Source organism: Acidaminobacterium chupaoyuni (genome assembly GCF_047936785.1).
Taxonomy (GTDB): domain Bacteria; phylum Bacillota; class Clostridia; order Oscillospirales; family Butyricicoccaceae; genus Acidaminobacterium; species Acidaminobacterium chupaoyuni.
Genome location: NZ_CP176394.1, coordinates 1,690,283 through 1,708,091, shown reverse-complemented (window position 1 = coordinate 1,708,091; position 17,809 = coordinate 1,690,283). Strand labels below are relative to the sequence as shown.

15 protein-coding genes and 1 pseudogene are annotated in these 17,809 nt (G+C 49.2%); 13 read left to right on the top strand and 3 right to left on the bottom strand.

Features of this window, described 5'->3' with window-relative positions:
- Positions 1 to 100: 100 nt before the first annotated feature.
- From ACJA3I_RS08170 to ACJA3I_RS08120, 11 genes and pseudogenes are all read left to right on the top strand, one after another.
- A complete protein-coding gene (locus tag ACJA3I_RS08170) occupies positions 101 to 229 on the top strand; it encodes a hypothetical protein (RefSeq protein ID WP_458862117.1) in 129 nt (42 codons plus the stop codon).
- Positions 230 to 334: 105 nt separating this feature from the next.
- The gene (locus tag ACJA3I_RS08165; RefSeq protein ID WP_458862116.1) at positions 335 to 1,705 is read left to right on the top strand and encodes a recombinase family protein; all 1,371 of its coding nucleotides are present in this window, start codon (positions 335 to 337) and stop codon (positions 1,703 to 1,705) included.
- 21 nt (positions 1,706 to 1,726) lie between these two features.
- A pseudogene (locus ACJA3I_RS08160) lies at positions 1,727 to 2,218 on the top strand (sigma-70 family RNA polymerase sigma factor); the annotation flags it as partial.
- Between the two features lie 120 nt (positions 2,219 to 2,338).
- Complete coding sequence (locus ACJA3I_RS08155; RefSeq protein WP_458862115.1) at positions 2,339 to 2,704, top strand: 4'-phosphopantetheinyl transferase superfamily protein; 366 nt, start codon at positions 2,339 to 2,341, stop codon at positions 2,702 to 2,704.
- Positions 2,705 to 2,815: 111 nt separating this feature from the next.
- The gene (locus ACJA3I_RS08150; protein ID WP_458862114.1) at positions 2,816 to 3,388 is read left to right on the top strand and encodes a hypothetical protein; all 573 of its coding nucleotides are present in this window, start codon (positions 2,816 to 2,818) and stop codon (positions 3,386 to 3,388) included.
- A 229-nt stretch (positions 3,389 to 3,617) separates the two neighbouring features.
- Positions 3,618 to 4,001, top strand: coding sequence for a type II toxin-antitoxin system PemK/MazF family toxin (locus tag ACJA3I_RS08145; RefSeq protein ID WP_458862113.1), 384 nt, complete (start codon positions 3,618 to 3,620; stop codon positions 3,999 to 4,001).
- Between the two features lie 2 nt (positions 4,002 to 4,003).
- A complete protein-coding gene (locus ACJA3I_RS08140; RefSeq protein ID WP_458862112.1) occupies positions 4,004 to 4,597 on the top strand; it encodes a hypothetical protein in 594 nt (197 codons plus the stop codon).
- 74 nt (positions 4,598 to 4,671) lie between these two features.
- Complete coding sequence (locus ACJA3I_RS08135; RefSeq protein WP_458862111.1) at positions 4,672 to 5,268, top strand: hypothetical protein; 597 nt, start codon at positions 4,672 to 4,674, stop codon at positions 5,266 to 5,268.
- A 355-nt stretch (positions 5,269 to 5,623) separates the two neighbouring features.
- Positions 5,624 to 7,429, top strand: a complete 1,806-nt coding sequence (lepA, locus tag ACJA3I_RS08130; protein ID WP_458862110.1) for a translation elongation factor 4 — start codon at positions 5,624 to 5,626, stop codon at positions 7,427 to 7,429.
- A 27-nt stretch (positions 7,430 to 7,456) separates the two neighbouring features.
- Complete coding sequence (hemW, locus tag ACJA3I_RS08125; RefSeq protein WP_458862109.1) at positions 7,457 to 8,641, top strand: radical SAM family heme chaperone HemW; 1,185 nt, start codon at positions 7,457 to 7,459, stop codon at positions 8,639 to 8,641.
- A 105-nt stretch (positions 8,642 to 8,746) separates the two neighbouring features.
- Positions 8,747 to 9,325 (top strand): YczE/YyaS/YitT family protein, encoded by a 579-nt coding sequence (locus ACJA3I_RS08120; protein ID WP_458862108.1) that lies wholly within the window; start codon positions 8,747 to 8,749, stop codon positions 9,323 to 9,325.
- 100 nt (positions 9,326 to 9,425) lie between these two features.
- Here ACJA3I_RS08120 and ACJA3I_RS08115 read toward each other — a convergent pair whose 3' ends face one another.
- Positions 9,426 to 10,301, bottom strand: a complete 876-nt coding sequence (locus tag ACJA3I_RS08115; RefSeq protein ID WP_458862107.1) for a DNA-3-methyladenine glycosylase family protein — start codon at positions 10,299 to 10,301, stop codon at positions 9,426 to 9,428.
- 340 nt (positions 10,302 to 10,641) lie between these two features.
- Between ACJA3I_RS08115 and ACJA3I_RS08110 the strand changes: the two genes are divergently transcribed.
- Together ACJA3I_RS08110 and glpK are read left to right on the top strand one after the other, a co-directional pair.
- Positions 10,642 to 12,297, top strand: a complete 1,656-nt coding sequence (locus ACJA3I_RS08110) for a GGDEF domain-containing protein (protein WP_458862106.1) — start codon at positions 10,642 to 10,644, stop codon at positions 12,295 to 12,297.
- Positions 12,297 to 13,778, top strand: a complete 1,482-nt coding sequence (gene glpK / locus ACJA3I_RS08105) for a glycerol kinase GlpK (RefSeq protein ID WP_458863837.1) — start codon at positions 12,297 to 12,299, stop codon at positions 13,776 to 13,778. Before ACJA3I_RS08110 ends, glpK begins: the two co-directional genes overlap by 1 nt.
- Before the next feature lie 160 nt (positions 13,779 to 13,938).
- On the opposite strand, the gene citG is transcribed toward glpK, so the two are convergent.
- Together citG and pheT are read right to left on the bottom strand one after the other, a co-directional pair.
- Entirely contained in the window at positions 13,939 to 15,324 is a 1,386-nt protein-coding gene (gene citG, locus ACJA3I_RS08100) for a triphosphoribosyl-dephospho-CoA synthase CitG (RefSeq protein ID WP_458862105.1), read from the bottom strand.
- A gap of 75 nt (positions 15,325 to 15,399) precedes the next feature.
- Positions 15,400 to 17,805: a phenylalanine--tRNA ligase subunit beta gene (pheT, locus tag ACJA3I_RS08095; RefSeq protein ID WP_458862104.1), complete on the bottom strand. Its 2,406-nt coding sequence runs from the start codon at positions 17,803 to 17,805 to the stop codon at positions 15,400 to 15,402.
- Positions 17,806 to 17,809: the final 4 nt, after the last annotated feature.

Below are 17,809 nucleotides of genomic sequence, written 5' to 3'. Positions count from 1 at the left end.
AGATGACCCTTTTCAAGAGCGGTGCGAAAGCACCGCTCTTTTTGTTTGAATGGCCGGGTGTTTGTTTATACTTCTATTAACAACAGCCGAGGAGGATCATATGAAGATTGTTCGAAAAATCGATGGGGTTTTCAGGGATGAAAACGAATATCAAAATTTTCGCCTGACAAATCCCAATGCCATGCAAAAAATTCGTCAGGCAATGGAACGGGTCAACCGCGGCCAATAAAAAGAAATATTTGCCACGACAGCGCAGAAAGAAGGCATGATATAATAACCGCAAAGCGGTTATTATACAAATTTCACGGCCCGCCTACGGCGGAAAGGGGTTTGGATGGCCAGAAAAAAACATACCGCGCTTTATATCCGTGTTTCGACGGATGCGCAGTTTGAAGAAGGGTATTCCATCGACGCCCAAAAAGAGATGCTGGAAGGCTTTTGCAAAAGCCGCGGCATCAAGGAATATAAATTTTATATCGACGGTGGGTTCACGGGCAGCAATATCCGGCGGCCGGGGATGCAAAAAATGATGGAAGCGGTGGAAAACGACCAGATATCCGCGGTGGTGGTCTATAAGCTCGACCGCCTTTCCCGCAGCCAAAAGGATACTTTATATCTGATCGAAGATGTCTTTGCGCCCCATCACACCGATTTCGTTTCACTCAATGAAAATATGGATACTTCCACGCCCATCGGCAGGGCTATGCTGGGCATCATGTCGGCCTTTGCCCAGCTGGAAAGAGAGACTATCCGCGAACGCACGCGTATGGGCATGCGTGAACGCGTGAAACAGGGTTATTGGCCCGGCGGCGGAAAAATTCCCTTTGGTTATGATTATGATGATAAAAACGGCATTCTTGTGCCCAACGAAGATGCGAAAACCGTGCAAACGATTTATCGGCTTTATCTTCAGGGCTATTCCGCCGAGAAAATCGCTTCGATGCTTGGGCTAAAGTATGACCGTCTGGTCATGCAGATCTTAAGCAGAAGAACCAATGTGGGGGTGATCCCTTATAATGGGGCCGAATATCCGGGGCGACATGAGGCGATCATCGATGAAAAAACCTTTCAGCTGGCGCAGGATGAAATGGAAAAAAGAGCGAAGCTGAAAACGCCGGTATCGGAATATCTGCTGACGGGCCTGATCTATTGCGGCAAATGCGGCGCAAAAATGCGTTATCAGAAATGGGGAAAGGCCGGGGTCAAACTGGTTTGCTATTCCCAGCAGAAAACGAAGCCTTATCTGGTGCACGACCCTTCCTGCGATAACGCCCGGCCTTGGGCAGACGAGGTGGAAGAAGCAGTTTTGCGCGATCTGTTTTTGTTTGCGGCCGATTGCCGGGCCGAAGAAAATGAGGAAAAACAGGGCGAAGAGCCGCTGCGTTTGCTGGAAAACCAGTTGGATCAATCGAAAAATCGGCTGCGAAGGCTTTATCGCCTTTATGCGGAAAGCGATGAAGAATTGCTGATGGAAGAGATCGAGCGGGAAAAAAACGCCGCCGGCCGCCTGAAGCAGCAGATCGAAGAGGAAAAACGCCACGGCACATTGCGGCAAAAGCAGAACGAACTGAAAGAAAAGGTGAAAAATTTAGAAGAGGCGTGGCCTTATTTGAAGACTTCCGAAAAACAGGCGATCCTGCGGGCCATTGTGCGGCGGGTGGTCATCAGCGGCGAAAATATCGAAGTGGAATATCAACTGACATGATTTTTTCAACAACATCCGTTCATTCCAATGATAATAGGTGAAATCAGAAGATATTTAAGGGATAACAGCTCTGTGCGTGTCAGCCGCTCGATGCGCGATAACGCCTATCGCGCCCTGACGGCCCGTGAAAAATTTATCGGCGAGCATCAGCGGGAACCGACCATCGAAGAAATCGCCAAAATGATCGAGATGAAAAAAGCGGATGTGGTGTTCGCTTTAGATGCCATTTCAGACCCGATCTCACTGTATGACCCCATCTATCAGGAAGGCGGCGACGCCATTTGTGTGATGGATCAGGTGCGCGATGTGACACAGGATGATAATAACTGGATCGAACAGATCGCCATCAAACAGGCCATGAAAGATTTGAACGAGCGTGAAAAAAGAATTTTGGCATTGCGCTTTTATGATGGGCGCACGCAGGTGGAAGTGGCCAAAGAAGTGGGCATATCACAGGCGCAGGTTTCAAGGCTTGAAAAAGGCGTGATCGATAAGATCAAGAAACAGCTTTAATGCAGCGGGCGAAAGGCGAAAAGCCTTCGCCCTTTTTTATGCACCGGCAGGCTTGAGCATCTTCCGGCTTTATGCTATGCTGATAACAAATCAACAGCAGGAAATAAAGAGGAAGCATTTATGGAATATACCGTTGGGATCGATCTGGAGCAGGATGAAAGGTTTTGCCGCCTGCTGAAAAAGAAAAGCTTTACAGAAAGATTTTTCACGATGGAAGAACGGGCATATCTTGAAAAATATCAGAGAATGGCTCATCAGAAAGCGGCGGGTATTTTCTGCTGCAAAGAGGCCGCGGCCAAAGCGCTGAAAAAAGGGCTTTTCGGGCTGCATCCTCAAGAAATCTATGTATGGCATGATGAAACCGGCGTTCCTCAGGTGACGCTGCGGGGCAGTGCGCTGCGGCAATTTCCAAAAATGCAGTTTTCTGTCTCGGTTTCTCACAGCGGGGGCATGACCACCGCCGTTGTTTTGGCAAAAGAGTCATAAGCAAAGCGCCCTTCACGATATAATAGCAGTAAAATCGGCAAAGAACCGAGATGGCGCCCCTGCTGGGGAAAAGGGGCTTGTCGATGGAATATTGTGAAGGAGCGTGGCATTTTGAAAAAAGCATGGATCATGGTGATGCTCTTTTCGCTGTTGCTGCTGCCGGGCTGCGGCACAGGCGGCGAAGAGAAGGCGTGGAAAAAAATTTCGGAACAATACAGCGGCGTTTCGGCGGTGGAAGCAACCGCGAAAATCACGGCAGATTCAGGCGTTTGGATGGAATATGAAGTGCAGGCAAATTATCAGGATGGCGCCTGCACAACCACCATTCTTTCGCCCGAAGAGCTTGCGGGCATCAGCGGTGTGGTGCGCGGCAGCGCGGCCGAACTGACTTTTGAAGGGGTGTCGCTGGATACCTTGCTGCCGGCGGTGGCGGGGTTCACCCCGATGGATTGCATTGATGGGATGCTGAGGACTCTGGGCGGCGCTGTGCCCACCGAAGAAAACAGAGAAACCAAAGAAAAAGAAAAATGCCTGGTTCTGACCTATGAACAGCCGGCGGGAGAATATACCGGCTCCAAACGAATCTGGATCAGCGAAAAGACAAACACCCCCATTTATATGGAACTTTATCTTGGGGATGACCGCATCCTGCACTGCGATTTTACAGCATTTACAATGCAGTGAAAAACGAAAAGAACATTGCTCCCTTCAGCAAAAAATGATATACTATAAACAAATAACCATAAAAATGATACTTTTTGTCACCTGAAAGGATTTGCTGCATAAGATAGTAGCGGAGGAACAACGGTTCGCCGTGCGCCGGCGCGAGTGAAGATCGATGATTAAATGGTCTCTTGCGTGGAAAGAATAAAAGAGCGGGTTACCCGACTTTTACCGGCGGAGCGTGAGTATTTTGGAGCATTTTTCGCAGCAAGTTAAACGAGGAGATATTTATTATGCCGATTTAAGCCCTGTGGTGGGAAGCGAACAGGGCGGGATGCGGCCGGTTTTGATCGTTCAAAACAATGTGGGCAACCGGTTCAGCCCCACCGTCATCGCAGCGGCGATCACCTCGCAGGTCAACAAAACAAAGCTTCCCACTCATATCGATATTGAAGCGCGCACCTATGGCCTTTCAAAAGATTCGGTGGTGCTGCTTGAACAGGTTCGAACTTTAGATAAACGCAGGTTGCGTGAGAAGATGGGGTGTCTGGATGAAGGCGCCATGCAGCGCGTCGATCACGCCATCGCGGTGAGCTTTGGGTTGGAAAATCAAGAAAGCATGGAGGAAGTGTAACGGTGAAAAACGGAAAGTTGATAAAGCCTATCCTTTCGGCATTTTTCGTGCTGGTTATGGGGGGCGGAATGATGGCGTTGGCGGCGAGTGGATATGGTTCGCAAAGTGATCCGCTGGTCACGCTGAGCTACATAACAGATGTGGCTCAGCCGCAGATGAACGCAACGATCGATTCGATATTTTCTCAGAAACAAACAACTATCAACCAGCTGATCGACAGCAGAATCAACACCTTGCGCGGCGAACTTTCTTCGGGCGGTTCCGGCGCGGTCAGCGAACAGGTCATCGACCAGATCACCAAAAATGTTTTGAACCAGATCGGCGCGGGTTCACAGGCCGCCTGGCAGGTGGTCACACTTCCCAAAGGAAAAACCATGCTGGGCGGTGTGGGCAGCGAATTTATTTTGCGAAACGGTTCGGCCAATTGTTCCGCATCGGGAACCGTGGGGCTTTTGGATCTTTCCAACGGCGAAATGCTGGCCAACGGAAAAGCGTTGCTGCCCAATCACCTTTATTTATCCAGCATCGCGGGAAAAGGCCTGACGGCCGTTACCGAAGTGACGGTTTTGGTCAAAGGCGGTTATACGCTTTCCTAACGAATGATTTTGGCATCTTCCGCATAGAGTAATGCGGAAGATGTTTTTTTATCAGCGGAAAGGGTGTGGGCGGCTTGGCGGAACGGGAACTTTATTTGGGGGAAGAGATCGTGGGCACGATCCGGTGGGAAAAACAGGCCGGTGGTTATCAGATCACCGCTTCCTGCCCGTTGGAAGAGGGATGGATCTATCGCGTGGTCATTGAAAATAAGCATGGCGATTATCAGATCCTGGGTGTCATGGTTCCTTCTTACGGCAAATTTTTTTTAAAGAAAACATTGCTGCTTTCCGCTGAGAAACAATGGGGAACACAGCTTTATCAAATAGAACGGGCGGAAATTTTAAGAACGGGGGCAGGCGGGCTTCAAAAAAGCGAACTGCCGTTCCCACCGGAACTTTTCTTGCCGTTTTCCGCCGATGTTTTTCGAGAGGACCCACTGCTTTGCGAATCACTGAGCGGATGCGGTGCTTTGATGAAAAAGTGGGCCGGATGCTGGTATCTGGCGGCGCCGCTGGAAGAGAACCGCCCCTTTGGGCTGGTAAGCGTTTTTTGCATGGCGGTGCCCATGACCATCGATGAGAAGCCCTATGCGGTGGTGGGCATCGACGCAAAAGGGATTCCGTTTATCGTCACAAAAAATAAAAACGGCCGGCCTGCCGAAAAAGCATGAATCAAGAAGCCTTTGCGTGATCTGAAAAGTTGCGCAAAGGCTTTATTTTTGTGAGAAATGAAGAAGCGGAATTGATTTTAAAATCGCTCCTATGGTATAATAACCGCATAGCGGTATAACGGTTATGATGCTTTATTTTACGGCCCGCCTGCGGCGCTGGCCACTTTATACCATTCGTGCTTGGCATAGACAGCATAAGAAACCGCATAGCGTCGGGCGCACCGACAGCCCGAAAACATGGAAGAAAACAGCCGCTTGCTTTTTGAAAGCAGGCTGTTGATCCGATAAAAGCTGCCGATCCTTCCGCGTGGGGCGGGCAGAAACAATTTTTGGCGCGCGGAGAATGGAAGAAAAAATGGATAGAAGTAAACTGCGCAATTTCTCGATCGTGGCGCATATCGATCACGGTAAATCCACCCTGGCAGACCGTTTGTTAGAGGTTTGCAACGCGGTATCCGACCGCGAGATGGAAAACCAGCTTTTGGATAATATGGATCTGGAGCGCGAACGCGGCATCACGATCAAATCTCATGCCGTGATGATGGAATATGAAGCGTTGAACGGTGAAACATACAGAATGAATCTGATCGATACCCCGGGCCATGTGGATTTTAATTATGAGGTATCGCGAAGCCTTGCGGCCTGCGAAGGCGCTGTGCTGATCGTAGACGCCGCACAGGGCATTGAAGCGCAAACGCTGGCGAACACCTATTTGGCGCTGGAACATGATTTGGAGATCGTGCCTGTCATCAATAAGATCGATCTGCCTTCGGCCGACCCTAAAAGGGCAAAGCATGAAATCGAAGATATCATCGGCATTCCCGCCATGGATGCGCCGGAAGTATCGGCGAAGATGGGCATCAATATTCGTGATGTATTGGAGCGTATCGTCAGCGATATTCCCGCGCCCCCGGATGGGCGGGCCGATTGCACGCGCGCTTTGATTTTCGACAGCCAGTATGATTCTTATCGCGGCGTTATCGTTCTGGTGCGTGTGTTCGATGGCAAATTATCACCGGGCCAAAAAATCCGTATGATGGCCACCGGCGCTGAATTTCAAATCGTTGAAACGGGCTATCTGCTGCCGCTGGGTATGCAGCCCTGCAGCGGTTTGGAAGCAGGCGAAGTGGGATATATCACGGCCAGCATCAAGAATGTGAAAGATACGCGGGTGGGCGATACGGTGACCACCGCCGAAAACCCCGCCAAAGAGCCGCTGGAAGGTTATCGCAAAGTGCAGCCGATGGTGTTTTCGGGCATTTACCCTTCAGATGGCAAGAAATATCCCGATCTGCGCGACGCGCTGGAAAAATTGCAGCTCAACGACGCCGCTTTGACTTTCGAAGCGGAATCTTCGGCTGCTTTGGGCTTTGGCTTTCGCTGCGGCTTTCTGGGGCTTTTGCATATGGAAATCGTGCAGGAACGCCTGGAGCGCGAATATAATCTGGATTTGATCACCACCGCCCCCAGCGTAGTCTATCAGGTGAAAATGATGGGCGGCGATCTGGTCACCATCGATAATCCTCTGAATTTCCCGAACCCCGGCGAAATCGAATATGCCGAGGAACCTATTGTAAAGGCAAATATCATTACACCATCTGAATATGTTGGAAATTTGATGGATCTTTGTCAGGAGCGCCGCGGCATTTTCAAAGATATGAAATATCTTGATACCAACCGTGTGGAACTGCATTATGAAATGCCGCTCAATGAAATTATTTATGATTTCTTTGATGCGCTGAAATCAAGAACACGCGGATATGCTTCTTTGGATTATGAGATGCTGGGTTACCGCAAATCGGAACTGGTGAAACTGGATATTCTGCTCAACGGCGATGTGGTGGATGCACTGTCGTTTATCGTGCATTCCGAAAAGGCTTATGAACGCGCCCGCCGCATTGTGGAAAAATTAAAGGATAACATCCCGCGCCAGCTTTTTGAAATCCCCGTGCAGGCGGCCATCGGCAGCAAAGTGATCGCCCGCGAAACGGTGCGCGCCATGCGCAAAGATGTTTTGGCGAAATGCTATGGCGGCGATATCACCCGCAAAAAGAAACTGCTTGAAAAACAAAAAGAAGGCAAGAAGAGAATGCGTTCTCTGGGCTCGGTGGAAGTGCCGCAGGAAGCCTTTATGGCCGTTCTCAAGCTGGATGAAGACTAAATTTCGCCGTTGCAAAAAGGAGCCATTATGGCACGATTCAAAAAAAAGCAAGAAATCCGCGAAGGAATGAGACAACCTATCGGCATTTATATCCATGTGCCGTTTTGCAAAAGAAAATGCGCGTATTGTGATTTTTACTCACGGCCCTGCAAAACAGAAAAAGAAATGGATGAATATGTTTCGGCTGTTCTGCGGCATTTTGAAGAATATTTTCGCCCGGGCAGCAATTTTGAAGCGGATACCGTTTATTTTGGCGGCGGAACGCCCTCGCTTTTGGGCGATAAGCGTCTGCTGAAACTGATAGAAGGTTTGGATAAGCGCATTTTGCTGCGCGACAGTGCCGAAATCACAGTGGAATGCAACCCTGAAAGCACTGATTTGAAAATGCTCAAAAAGCTGAAAAAAGGCGGGGTCAATCGCCTTTCTTTCGGCGTTCAAAGCGCGGATAATGATGAACTGGTGATGCTTGGGCGTCTGCATACCTTTGAAATGGCGCAAGAGGCGGTTTCAAAGGCGCAGGAGGCGGGGTTCACCAATATTTCGCTGGATCTGATGTATGGTCTGCCGGGGCAAACCATGGAAAAATGGCAGGAATCTGTGAAACGGATTTTGGCGCTGAAGCCGCAGCATCTTTCTGCCTATGCGCTGAAGCTGGAAGAAGGCACGCCGATGTGGCGCGAAAAACCGGCGCTGCCCTCGGATGATTTGCAGGCCGATATGTATCTGTATGCGGTGGAGCGATTTGCGCGGGAAGGGTATTACCAATATGAGGTTTCAAACTTCGCCAAAGAGGGATATCGCTCGCGCCATAACAGCAAATATTGGGATCTTTCGCCTTATCTGGGGTTTGGGCCGTCTGCCCACAGTTATTTTGGCGGAAAGCGCTTTTCTTTTGTGGATGATCTTCAGGCTTATGTGCATGGAATGGATGGCAAAGCTGAAATTCTGGAATCGGCGGACGAGGTTGAAAATTACCGACGACCGGGCGAATATATCATGCTGATGCTTCGAACCACAGATGGCATCGATGAAGAAAAGTTCTATCAGCGGTTCCGCATGGAATTCACACCGTTTGCGGCCAAGCTGCGCAAATATATCGAACCAGGCTATTGCAAAGAGGAAAACGGGCGCTGGTGGCTGACCCCGCAGGGAATGTTTGTTTCCAACGCGATTTTGGCCGATGTATTGGATTGCACCGAGTTTTTGGGATAGAAATAAAACAGCAAAAGATTGTGGGGAAAAATGAAGAAATATGGCATCAGAATCATAAAGATGATATTTGGCTTGTTCCTTTGCGCGCTTGGCAGTGTGATCACCATGCGTGCAAATTTGGGCTTCACCGCCTGGAATTGCTTTCATCAGGGTATTTCATTGACAACAGGCGTCACCATCGGCATGGCGAACACATTGGTGGGCATGGTGATTTTATGCGCCGATCTGGCGCTGCATGAGCGCATTGGCATCGGCAGCATCTGCAATATGCTGCTGATCGGGCCGTTTACAGATCTGATCATCGCCTGGGATGTTCTGCCTACCATGCAGACTTGGTATACCGGCGTGGGCATGATGATCATCGGCATGTTTGTTGTGGCATTCGGCACTTGTTTTTACATCAGTTCACAATTCGGCGCCGGGCCGCGCGACAGCCTCATGGTGGCTTTGGCAAGACGCACAGGGCTGAAACCCGGATGGTGCCGCATCGGCATCGAAACCACGGTCACGGTGATCGGATGGTTTTTGGGTGGGCCTGTCGGCGTGGGAACGCTGATCGGCGCTTTTGGCCAGGGCACCTGCCTGCAGGGCGTTTTTCAGCTGATGCATTTTAAACCCACAGAGATCCATCACGAAAATTTTCGTGAATTGTGGCATAATTTAAAAGGCGTTTGTGAAAAGTAACCTTTGCAGCTTAAAATCACAAGAGTAAATTTAAAAATGCACCTGCCGTTTTTTGCGGCGGGTGCATTTTTCTGGTTCAAAACGATTCTGTTCAGAGAATTTATTTTTGAGAGCAATCTTCTGCGGCGGGTGTAGAAAAAGAAAGCTTGTTTTGATGGGCATAATGAAAGATATATTGCTGCGCAATACCCGCGTAATCGCCAAAGACGCCGTTTTGCAGGGGAAGGGCATATTGCGCATACACTTTTTTCATCCATGTGTCGATGGGGAAGGCATCCATTTTTCCGGCCCCAAAAAGCAGAAAACAATCGGCCACTTTTCGGCCCACGCCGTGAAAAGATAAAATCCGATCACGGGCTTCTTCAGTGGAAAGTGAGCCAAGCATTGCGAAATCAAAGCCTTCCGCACACACTTTTTGCGCCGCATCAAGCAGATAAGCCGTTCGATATCCGGCTTTTAATGGGGCAAGGTCATCAGCATTACACTGCGCTAAAATAGAAGAAGAAGGAAATGTATAAAGCGTATGACCCGCAAAAGAAACAGGCTCGCCCAAAAGGCGGCAAAGTGTTTCAATGATTTTTTTGATGCGGGGAATATTGTTGCACTGAGAGATCAAAAAACTGACCAGCGTTTCCCAAGGATCTTGTTTTAAGATGCGCAGGCCGCGCCCATATTCCACCGCCCGGGTCATGAATTCATTTTGCGTGAAGATAGATTCAAGCGGGCTGTAGCTTCGCTGAAGGTCAAAATAAGTGAACCATTCTTTTTCGAACTCTTCTTTGGTGCATGAAAAAAAGATGCCGTTTTCTTCTTGTCTGGCATAAAGCGGGCGGCCGTTTGCGATGCCGATATATTCGTTTTCGGAAACGGCGTTCCAGCGGAAGCATTGGCCGCATTCAAAAGTATGGAAAAGAGAAAAAGGCTCTTGTGAAGCAAAAAAGTAGCCGTTGGGAAAATCATAAGCGGAAGATTTCATTTTATGTTCATCGGCATGTGGCCGATCCTTTCTTTGAATTGCGGTGATGGTATCAAGCGGCCATCGCCGCAGACGGGCCGTAAAATTTGTATCATAAATGTATGCAGTTATTATATCACAAATATGAAGCAGATGACAGGCAGGCCGCGAATGTCTTCTCGCGGCAATTTGATGAATCATGCTCGACAGAACCGTTTTTGGGGGAAGAAAATGGTTTGAAATACAGATTCAATATTGTATAATAAAAATGGTCGGTTTTCTGATGAATGATTCCATTCGGCGTTGATAAACCGGATGATTGCGCTGCTGATCGCGTTTTCTCTATAAAGGAAGTGAAAAAATGCCAAAAGTAAAATGGAAGTATGCGAGATTGCCGCTTTGGGCGGGCTTTTATCTGTTTCTTTTCATTAGCATGGTGCTTTTTTTTCGGAGCGGTTACGACAATGTGAAATTCGATAACGAGAGGGCTGCCGAGCTGCAGGGCAGCTGGAGTTATGAAACAGATTCGGGCGATGTTTCGGTAACACTTCCCATCAAGCTTGAGGGCGCCGGCAGCAGAACGGTTTTAAAAGGTGTTTTGCCAAAAGAGATAAAAGATAACGATTCGATCTGTTTTCGATCTTCTCAGGAAAAGGTGAAGGTCTGGGTGGCAGATCGATTGATCTATACTTTTGGCTGGAGGGAAGTGCATCCCTTTTCAAAAACGCCGGGCAGCGCGTGGAATATGATTCGTTTGCCGGATGGCAGCGGAGAAAAGCCCATAAAAATCGAATTTACTTCCGTATATCCGCGCTATAACGGGGTGCTTCAATCGGTTTTCTATGGCACGAAATCGGCTTTGATTTTTTATATTTTTCATAAAAACCTTGTGGCGGTCGTTTTATCGTCGTTTATCTTTTTGCTGGGGATTTTACTCATTGCTGTTCACTATGCCATTGAACATCCTTATGGAAAGAACTATCGCATTCTTTATTTGGGCGTATTTTCTGTGTTTGTTGGCGCGTGGATGTTGGGTGAATGCCGCGTTTTACAGCTTTTTGCGGGGAATATGAGCGCCACGGGCGCATTGACGATATTATTTATGATGCTTTTTCCCCTTCCTTTGGTTTGCTTGATCGAAGGGATCGACGGATATTCCTATTCTAAAATTGCAAAGATCTGCAAGGCCATATTGGCGGCAAATATTGTATCTGCGCTCGGTTTCCAGCTTTTCGGCATTTTGGATCTGATAGAATATCTTTATGTCATTCAAATGGTGGAACTGGTCGTGGGCATCATATTGCTCATCACCTTGTTTTTAGAGTGTGAAAAAAAGAAAAACAAGGCCGCGGAAGAATTTTTGATCCCTGTTTGCTGCCTGTTGGTTTTCTCCGTTTTAGAAGAATTCATTTTTCTTTTGAATCCCTTGGAAAACACGGGGAATTTCATCCGCATCGGTGTGTTGATTTTTATTTTGCTGCAAGCCTATTTTTCCATTCAAAAGGCGGCGGTCATTATTCGGCGAAGCAGGGAAGCTTCTTATTTCGAGCGCCTTGCAAAATGCGATGCACTGACCCATTGCCTCAATCGCCGCGCTTACCATGAAACGCTGGAAGAACTAAAAACCTGCGGATTCTTTATTTTGGCCATTGATGTGAACGATCTGAAAAAAATCAACGATGCTTATGGACATGATAAAGGCGATGAAGCGATCATCCATTGCGCGCGCCTGATCGACCAGGTGTTTGGCGAATATGGGAAAAGTTTTCGCGTTGGCGGCGATGAATTTGCTTTTGTGGGCAAAGAGATTTCCCCGGCGATTCTGGAGCAAAAGACGCTGGAATTTCATCATTTATGCAAAACAACCGATGAAACACTGGAATATCCGTTCCATGCCGCCATCGGTTATGCTGTTTTTAACAAAGCGCTGGATAAAACCGCTTTAGATACCGCAAGGCGTGCGGATAAAGCCATGTATACCGAAAAAACAAAAGATAAATCTGAAAAAGAGGGATAATCATGGGATATTTGATGGCGTTGGATCAGGGAACGACCAGTTCCAGATGTATTTTATTCGATCGCAGCGAAAAGATCGCGGCCATGGCCCAAAAAGAAACTACACAGCTTTATCCTGCCCCTGGGTGGGTCGAACAGGAACCGATGGAGATTTATGCCACCATTTCCGGCACCATCAGTGAAGCAATGGCGCAGGCCAATATCCATGCAGACCAGATCGATGCCATCGGCATTACCAATCAGCGTGAAACAACGATCGTGTGGAACCGCAAAACAGGCCAGCCGGTTTATCCCGCCATCGTCTGGCAATGCCGCCGCACAGCCGATTATTGCAAAGCGCTGAAAGAGCAGGGTCTTGAAAAAATGATCCGCGAAAAAACAGGACTGCTGATCGATGGCTATTTCTCGGCCACAAAAATACACTGGATTTTGGAAAATGTTCCGAATGCCCGGCAAATGGCAGAGCAGGGGGAACTGTTATTTGGAACGGTGGACACCTGGCTGTTATGGAAGCTCACCGGCGGAAAAGTGCATAAAACCGATTATACCAATGCTTCACGAACGATGCTTTATAACATTCATGAACATTGTTGGGATGAAGAACTGCTGAAACTTTTTCATATTCCCCAAAGTATGCTGCCCGAAGTTTGCCCCAGCAGCGGCATTTTTGGAACCGCGCAGCTGGATGGCCGCGCGATCCCCATCGCGGGCATTGCGGGCGACCAGCAGGCCGCGCTTTTTGGCCAGGCTTGTTTTGATGAGGGCGATTGCAAAAACACCTATGGAACCGGATGCTTTTTGCTGATGAATACCGGCGAAAAGGCGGCGGTGAGCCAAAGCGGTTTGTTGACGACCATCGCCTGCGGAAAAAACGGAAAAGCGGTTTATGCGCTGGAAGGCAGCGTTTTTGCCGGCGGCAGTGTAGTGCAGTGGCTGCGCGATGAAATGCGCTTTATTGTGGAATCTTCCGACAGCGAATATTTCGCCTCTAAAGTGGCAGATAACGGCGGCGTTTATTTTGTGCCCGCGTTTACAGGGCTTGGCGCGCCCTATTGGGATATGTATGCCCGCGGGGCGCTGATGGGGCTTACCCGCGGCAGCAGCCGCAATCATATTATCCGTGCGGCGCTTGAAGCCATTGCTTATCAATCGAATGATGTTTTGCAGGCAACGGTTCAAGACAGCGGAATTGCTTTGCGCGAGCTGCGCGTGGATGGCGGAGCATGCCGCAATAACTTCTTGATGCAGTTTCAGGCGGATATTGGCTCCATCGATGTGATCCGCCCGAAAATCGTTGAAACAACAGCGTTGGGGGCGGCCTATCTGGCGGGGCTGGCGGTCGGTGTCTATGCAGATACCGAAGAAATCAAGCGGCGCAAACCCATTGATATGGTTTTTCACCCACAGATGAAAGAGCAGCTGCGGCAGAAAAATATAGAGGGCTGGAAAAATGCCGTGGGAAGAGTGTTGACCCAAAAATAGAATGCTTTTTCGGCAACCGTCATAATTACGAAAACATGCCTGTGAATTGTGTGTGTATTTGTCGATTTTTTCAGATGAAATGTGCATAAAAAGCGCCGCCAGAAATCTGGCGGCGCTTTTGCTTGTTGGGCCGTATTTTTACAACGGAAAAGGAATCGGTTTATGTGGTTTCCTGCTCCACATACCATAAAAAATATGCGGCGGCCAGCAAATCTGCGCTTCCGCCCGGGCTGATGTTTTGGGCAATCATTTCTTGATCTAACTGTGTCAGAATACCGATATAATCTTGAGATTCAATGCTGTCTTTCAATATTTTAGCGCATTTCAAATGGATCTTGCTCAAGGTTTCATATGAGGAGCGGGAAATAATGTTGGTATCTTCAAAAGACGCCAATATTTTCAGCAGGGTGAGAATGCCTGCGTCGTTTTGGGAAAAGCCGCGGCGGATAGAATCACATAAACTTGGCAGCGCTGTTTCAAACAAAGTGGGGAAACCATTCATCGCCTCGCCGCGTGCGCCGCGAACCTGGTATTTTTGAAACATCGTTTCTCCATGGGTGCCGGGTGAAGATGCGGCCATCTTTTCAAAATCGTGCTCGAGGGGCAAAGCGATTTGACGGCAGACATTTTGCAGCGCAGAGCGGGAATAGGGAAGGCTGCTGCCATATAGAAAGCCCAGAGCGGCGCATAAAATGCCCATGGTGAAGATGGCGCCTTTATGGGTGTTCACACCACGGGTGGCTTCAAGCATCCAAACTTCTGCCTGCTGCCCCAAAGGGCGAAGGTCTTTTAAAAAAGAAGAGGGCTCGCAGGAAGCGTGTTGGATTCCATAGGAACAAGCCTGCAAAAAATACGGTTGTAAAGCTAAAGCACTTTCCATAAAATGACGCGGGGACATATCACGATGGGAACCGTTATTCAGTCGATCTACCAGCCCGGGCTTAGGGGTCGCGTTTACCTCATCGAGCAAAGCTTTCACAGCGTGAGAAGCTGTTTTCGCGGCATACTGTGCGGAAAAATATTCCCACAGAATTTCACAGGTTTTCTCTTGGATCGCTTCGATGGAATGGGCCCGTGAGCGGCCGCAGGCAAAGGCCGAACGATCACACAGCAGACATTTTCTTGGGGAAAAGCCAACGGATTCGCGGGAGATCTTCTGCCCATCGGCATCCAGAACATCCAGATCAAAAAGTCTTCCTAACGGCGATTGTTCATCTAAAAGGCACATGGCTTTTTTCAGAGCAACGGCAGGGGCATCGATTACAAAAAAGCATTCATAACCAACGGCGCAGGGGTGGCGCTCCACCTTTTTAATAGAAAGTGAATAAGCTTTACACTGATATGAAATCAAAGCTATGCCTTCTGAAAAAGCACGGTCTGCCAAAGAAAAATTCTTGATCGGCCCCGCGATGTTCAAGGTGAAGCTAAGCAGCGGAAGATGAAAACACTCTTGAAGCTTTTTTTGAAAAGCAGCCCTTTGCTCGCGTGCATCCAAAAGATCTTCAAGCTTTACCGCGTGCCCATCCAGTAAGTCACGGTAGTTCATGTTTCCTCCTTTCTTATCGCTATGATGAAAAACGGGCAGCTCTTAAAAAAGAACTGCCCATTATGAAGTTTTGTGTTAAGAACGGATCACAGCGCCGCATTCGGTTTCAAGGCGTGCCAGAACTTTTTTCATGACTGCGTCGGCTTCTTCATCCGTTAAAGTATGGTCATAGCTGCGCAGTGCCAGAGAATAGGCAACGCTCTTTTTGCCTTCGCCCACCTGAGCGCCCTTATAAACATCGAAAAGGGTCAGGTTTTCCAAAGATTTTCCGGTGGCGGCGCGGATAGATTGTTCCAGCTTTAATACCGGCAGCGCTTCTTCACAAAGCAGCGCCACATCGCGGGTCACGGCCGGGAACTTGGGCAGCGCTTTGTATACTTTGTTATGATCCATCTGCGCATATAAAGCGTTCAAATCGATTTCACAGGCATAAACTTCAGCGCCAATGCCGTAATTGCGCAAAACCAGCGGATGGATCTGGCCGGCAACGCCGATTTCCACATCGCCCGCCATGATCGCGGCGGTTCTGCCGGGATGATAGGTGGGGTTGGTTGTGCAGGGCACAAAAACCAGATCGCGCAGCGAAAGAATATGGAAGATCGCTTCCAAAGCGCCTTTCAGGCTGTAGAAATCGCCATCGCCATAAAGCGACATGGTCAGGATCTTCTTTTCATCGGGCAGAACTGTCAGATCCGCTGTGCCTTCCGCGGTTTTTTTCGGCAGATAGATCTTCGAAAGTTCGAAGAATCTCGCCGCGGGCAGGCGGAAATTATAGTTGCGCGCATTGGTTTCCAGCAAGCCGGGCAGAGGGGTCGTGCGCATGAGGCTCTGGTCTTCACCCAGGGGGTTTGAAATGACTGTGGCAATGCGCAGGGGCGATTCGGCGGGAATCAGCAGTTTATCAAAAACCTTGGGGCTCATGAAAGAAAGGCTGATCATTTCGTTGAAGCCGGTCGCAAGGCAAGCATCGCTCAGGCGGCGTTCAAAATGCTGTTCAGGGCTCAGGCCGCCCGCTGTGGTGGCTCCGCTGAATAAGGTGGGCTTGATCTTATCATATCCGTAAATACGGGCGATCTCTTCGGCGATATCGGCCATGCCTTCCACATCATCGCGCCAGCTGGGCACGGTGATCAAGCGGTTTTCAACGGGGAATTGCAGATCGGTCAGAGAACGGATCATATCGCTTTCTGAAATTTCTGCGCCCAAAAAGCGGCAGATTTTTTCGGGTTCCAGCGGCAAAGTGCGTGTGACTTTTTTCACAGGATAGGTATCGATCACGCCGGAAACGATTTCGCCGGCGCCCAACAGTTCCACCAGCTGGCAGGCGCGCATCAGCGCGGGCATGGTGTTTTCGCAATCCAGACCTTTTTCATAGCGGCCGGAAGCTTCTGTTCTCAGCCCCAGTTTACGGGAAGTCACACGGATGGACGGGCCCGAGAAAGTGGCCGATTCAAAAACGATCATCTGCGTGTTTTCAGTGATTTCGGAATTGCCGCCGCCCATTACACCGGCCACGCCGATGGGCTTTTTCGGGTCGGTGATCAGCAGCATTCCTTCGGAAAGGGGGCGCTGCTGGCCATCCAGCGTTGTGATGGTTTCGCCCGAAGCCGCGCGGCGCACCACGATGGAATTTTCTTCGATGCAGCGATAATCAAAAGCATGCATGGGCTGGCCATATTCCAGCATGACGAAGTTTGTGATATCCACGATGTTGTTGATGGGGCGAATGCCGGCTTCACGCAGGCGTTCTCTCATCCATTTGGGAGAAGGGGCGATCTTGATATTTTTCGCCATGGCCGCGCAGTAACGGGGGCAGAGGTCGGCATCGGCGATGGTGACATTCAAAAGATCATGGATCTCGCCGGCTGCATCGCGGGCAGGCACCTGAGGCAGCGTCATGGGCAGCTCAAAAGATGCTGCGGTTTCGCGGGCAAGGCCGATCACGCTGAGGCAATCGGGGCGGTTGGGCGTGATTTCAAATTCGATAATGGCGTCATCGATGCCCAGCGCTTTTGTTACGGGTTCGCCCAGAACAGCTTCGCAATCTTCGTTTTGATAAACCAAAATGCCGTTGGGGTCGGCATAGGGGCAGTCATTGTGTGTCAGGCCCAGTTCTGCAAAAGAACAGAGCATGCCGTTGGATTCCACACCGCGCATTTTCGTTTTTTTGATCACCACGCCGCCGGGCAGCCTTGCGTTATGAAGACAGGCGGGCACAACATCGCCGACCTTCAGGTTTTTGGCGCCTGTGAGGATCTGAACGGTTTTATCGCCCACATCCATTTGGCAAATCACCAGTTTATCGGCATCCGGGTGAGGCTCGATCTGAAGAACTTTAGCCCACACAACATTGGAAATTTCATCGGCAGGGTTTTCCCAGCCTTCTACTTTTGAACCCGTCATGGTCATTCTGGCGGCATATTCTTTGATATCTTTATCGATTTTCACATAGTCATTCAGCCATTTATACGGTAAGTTCATGATT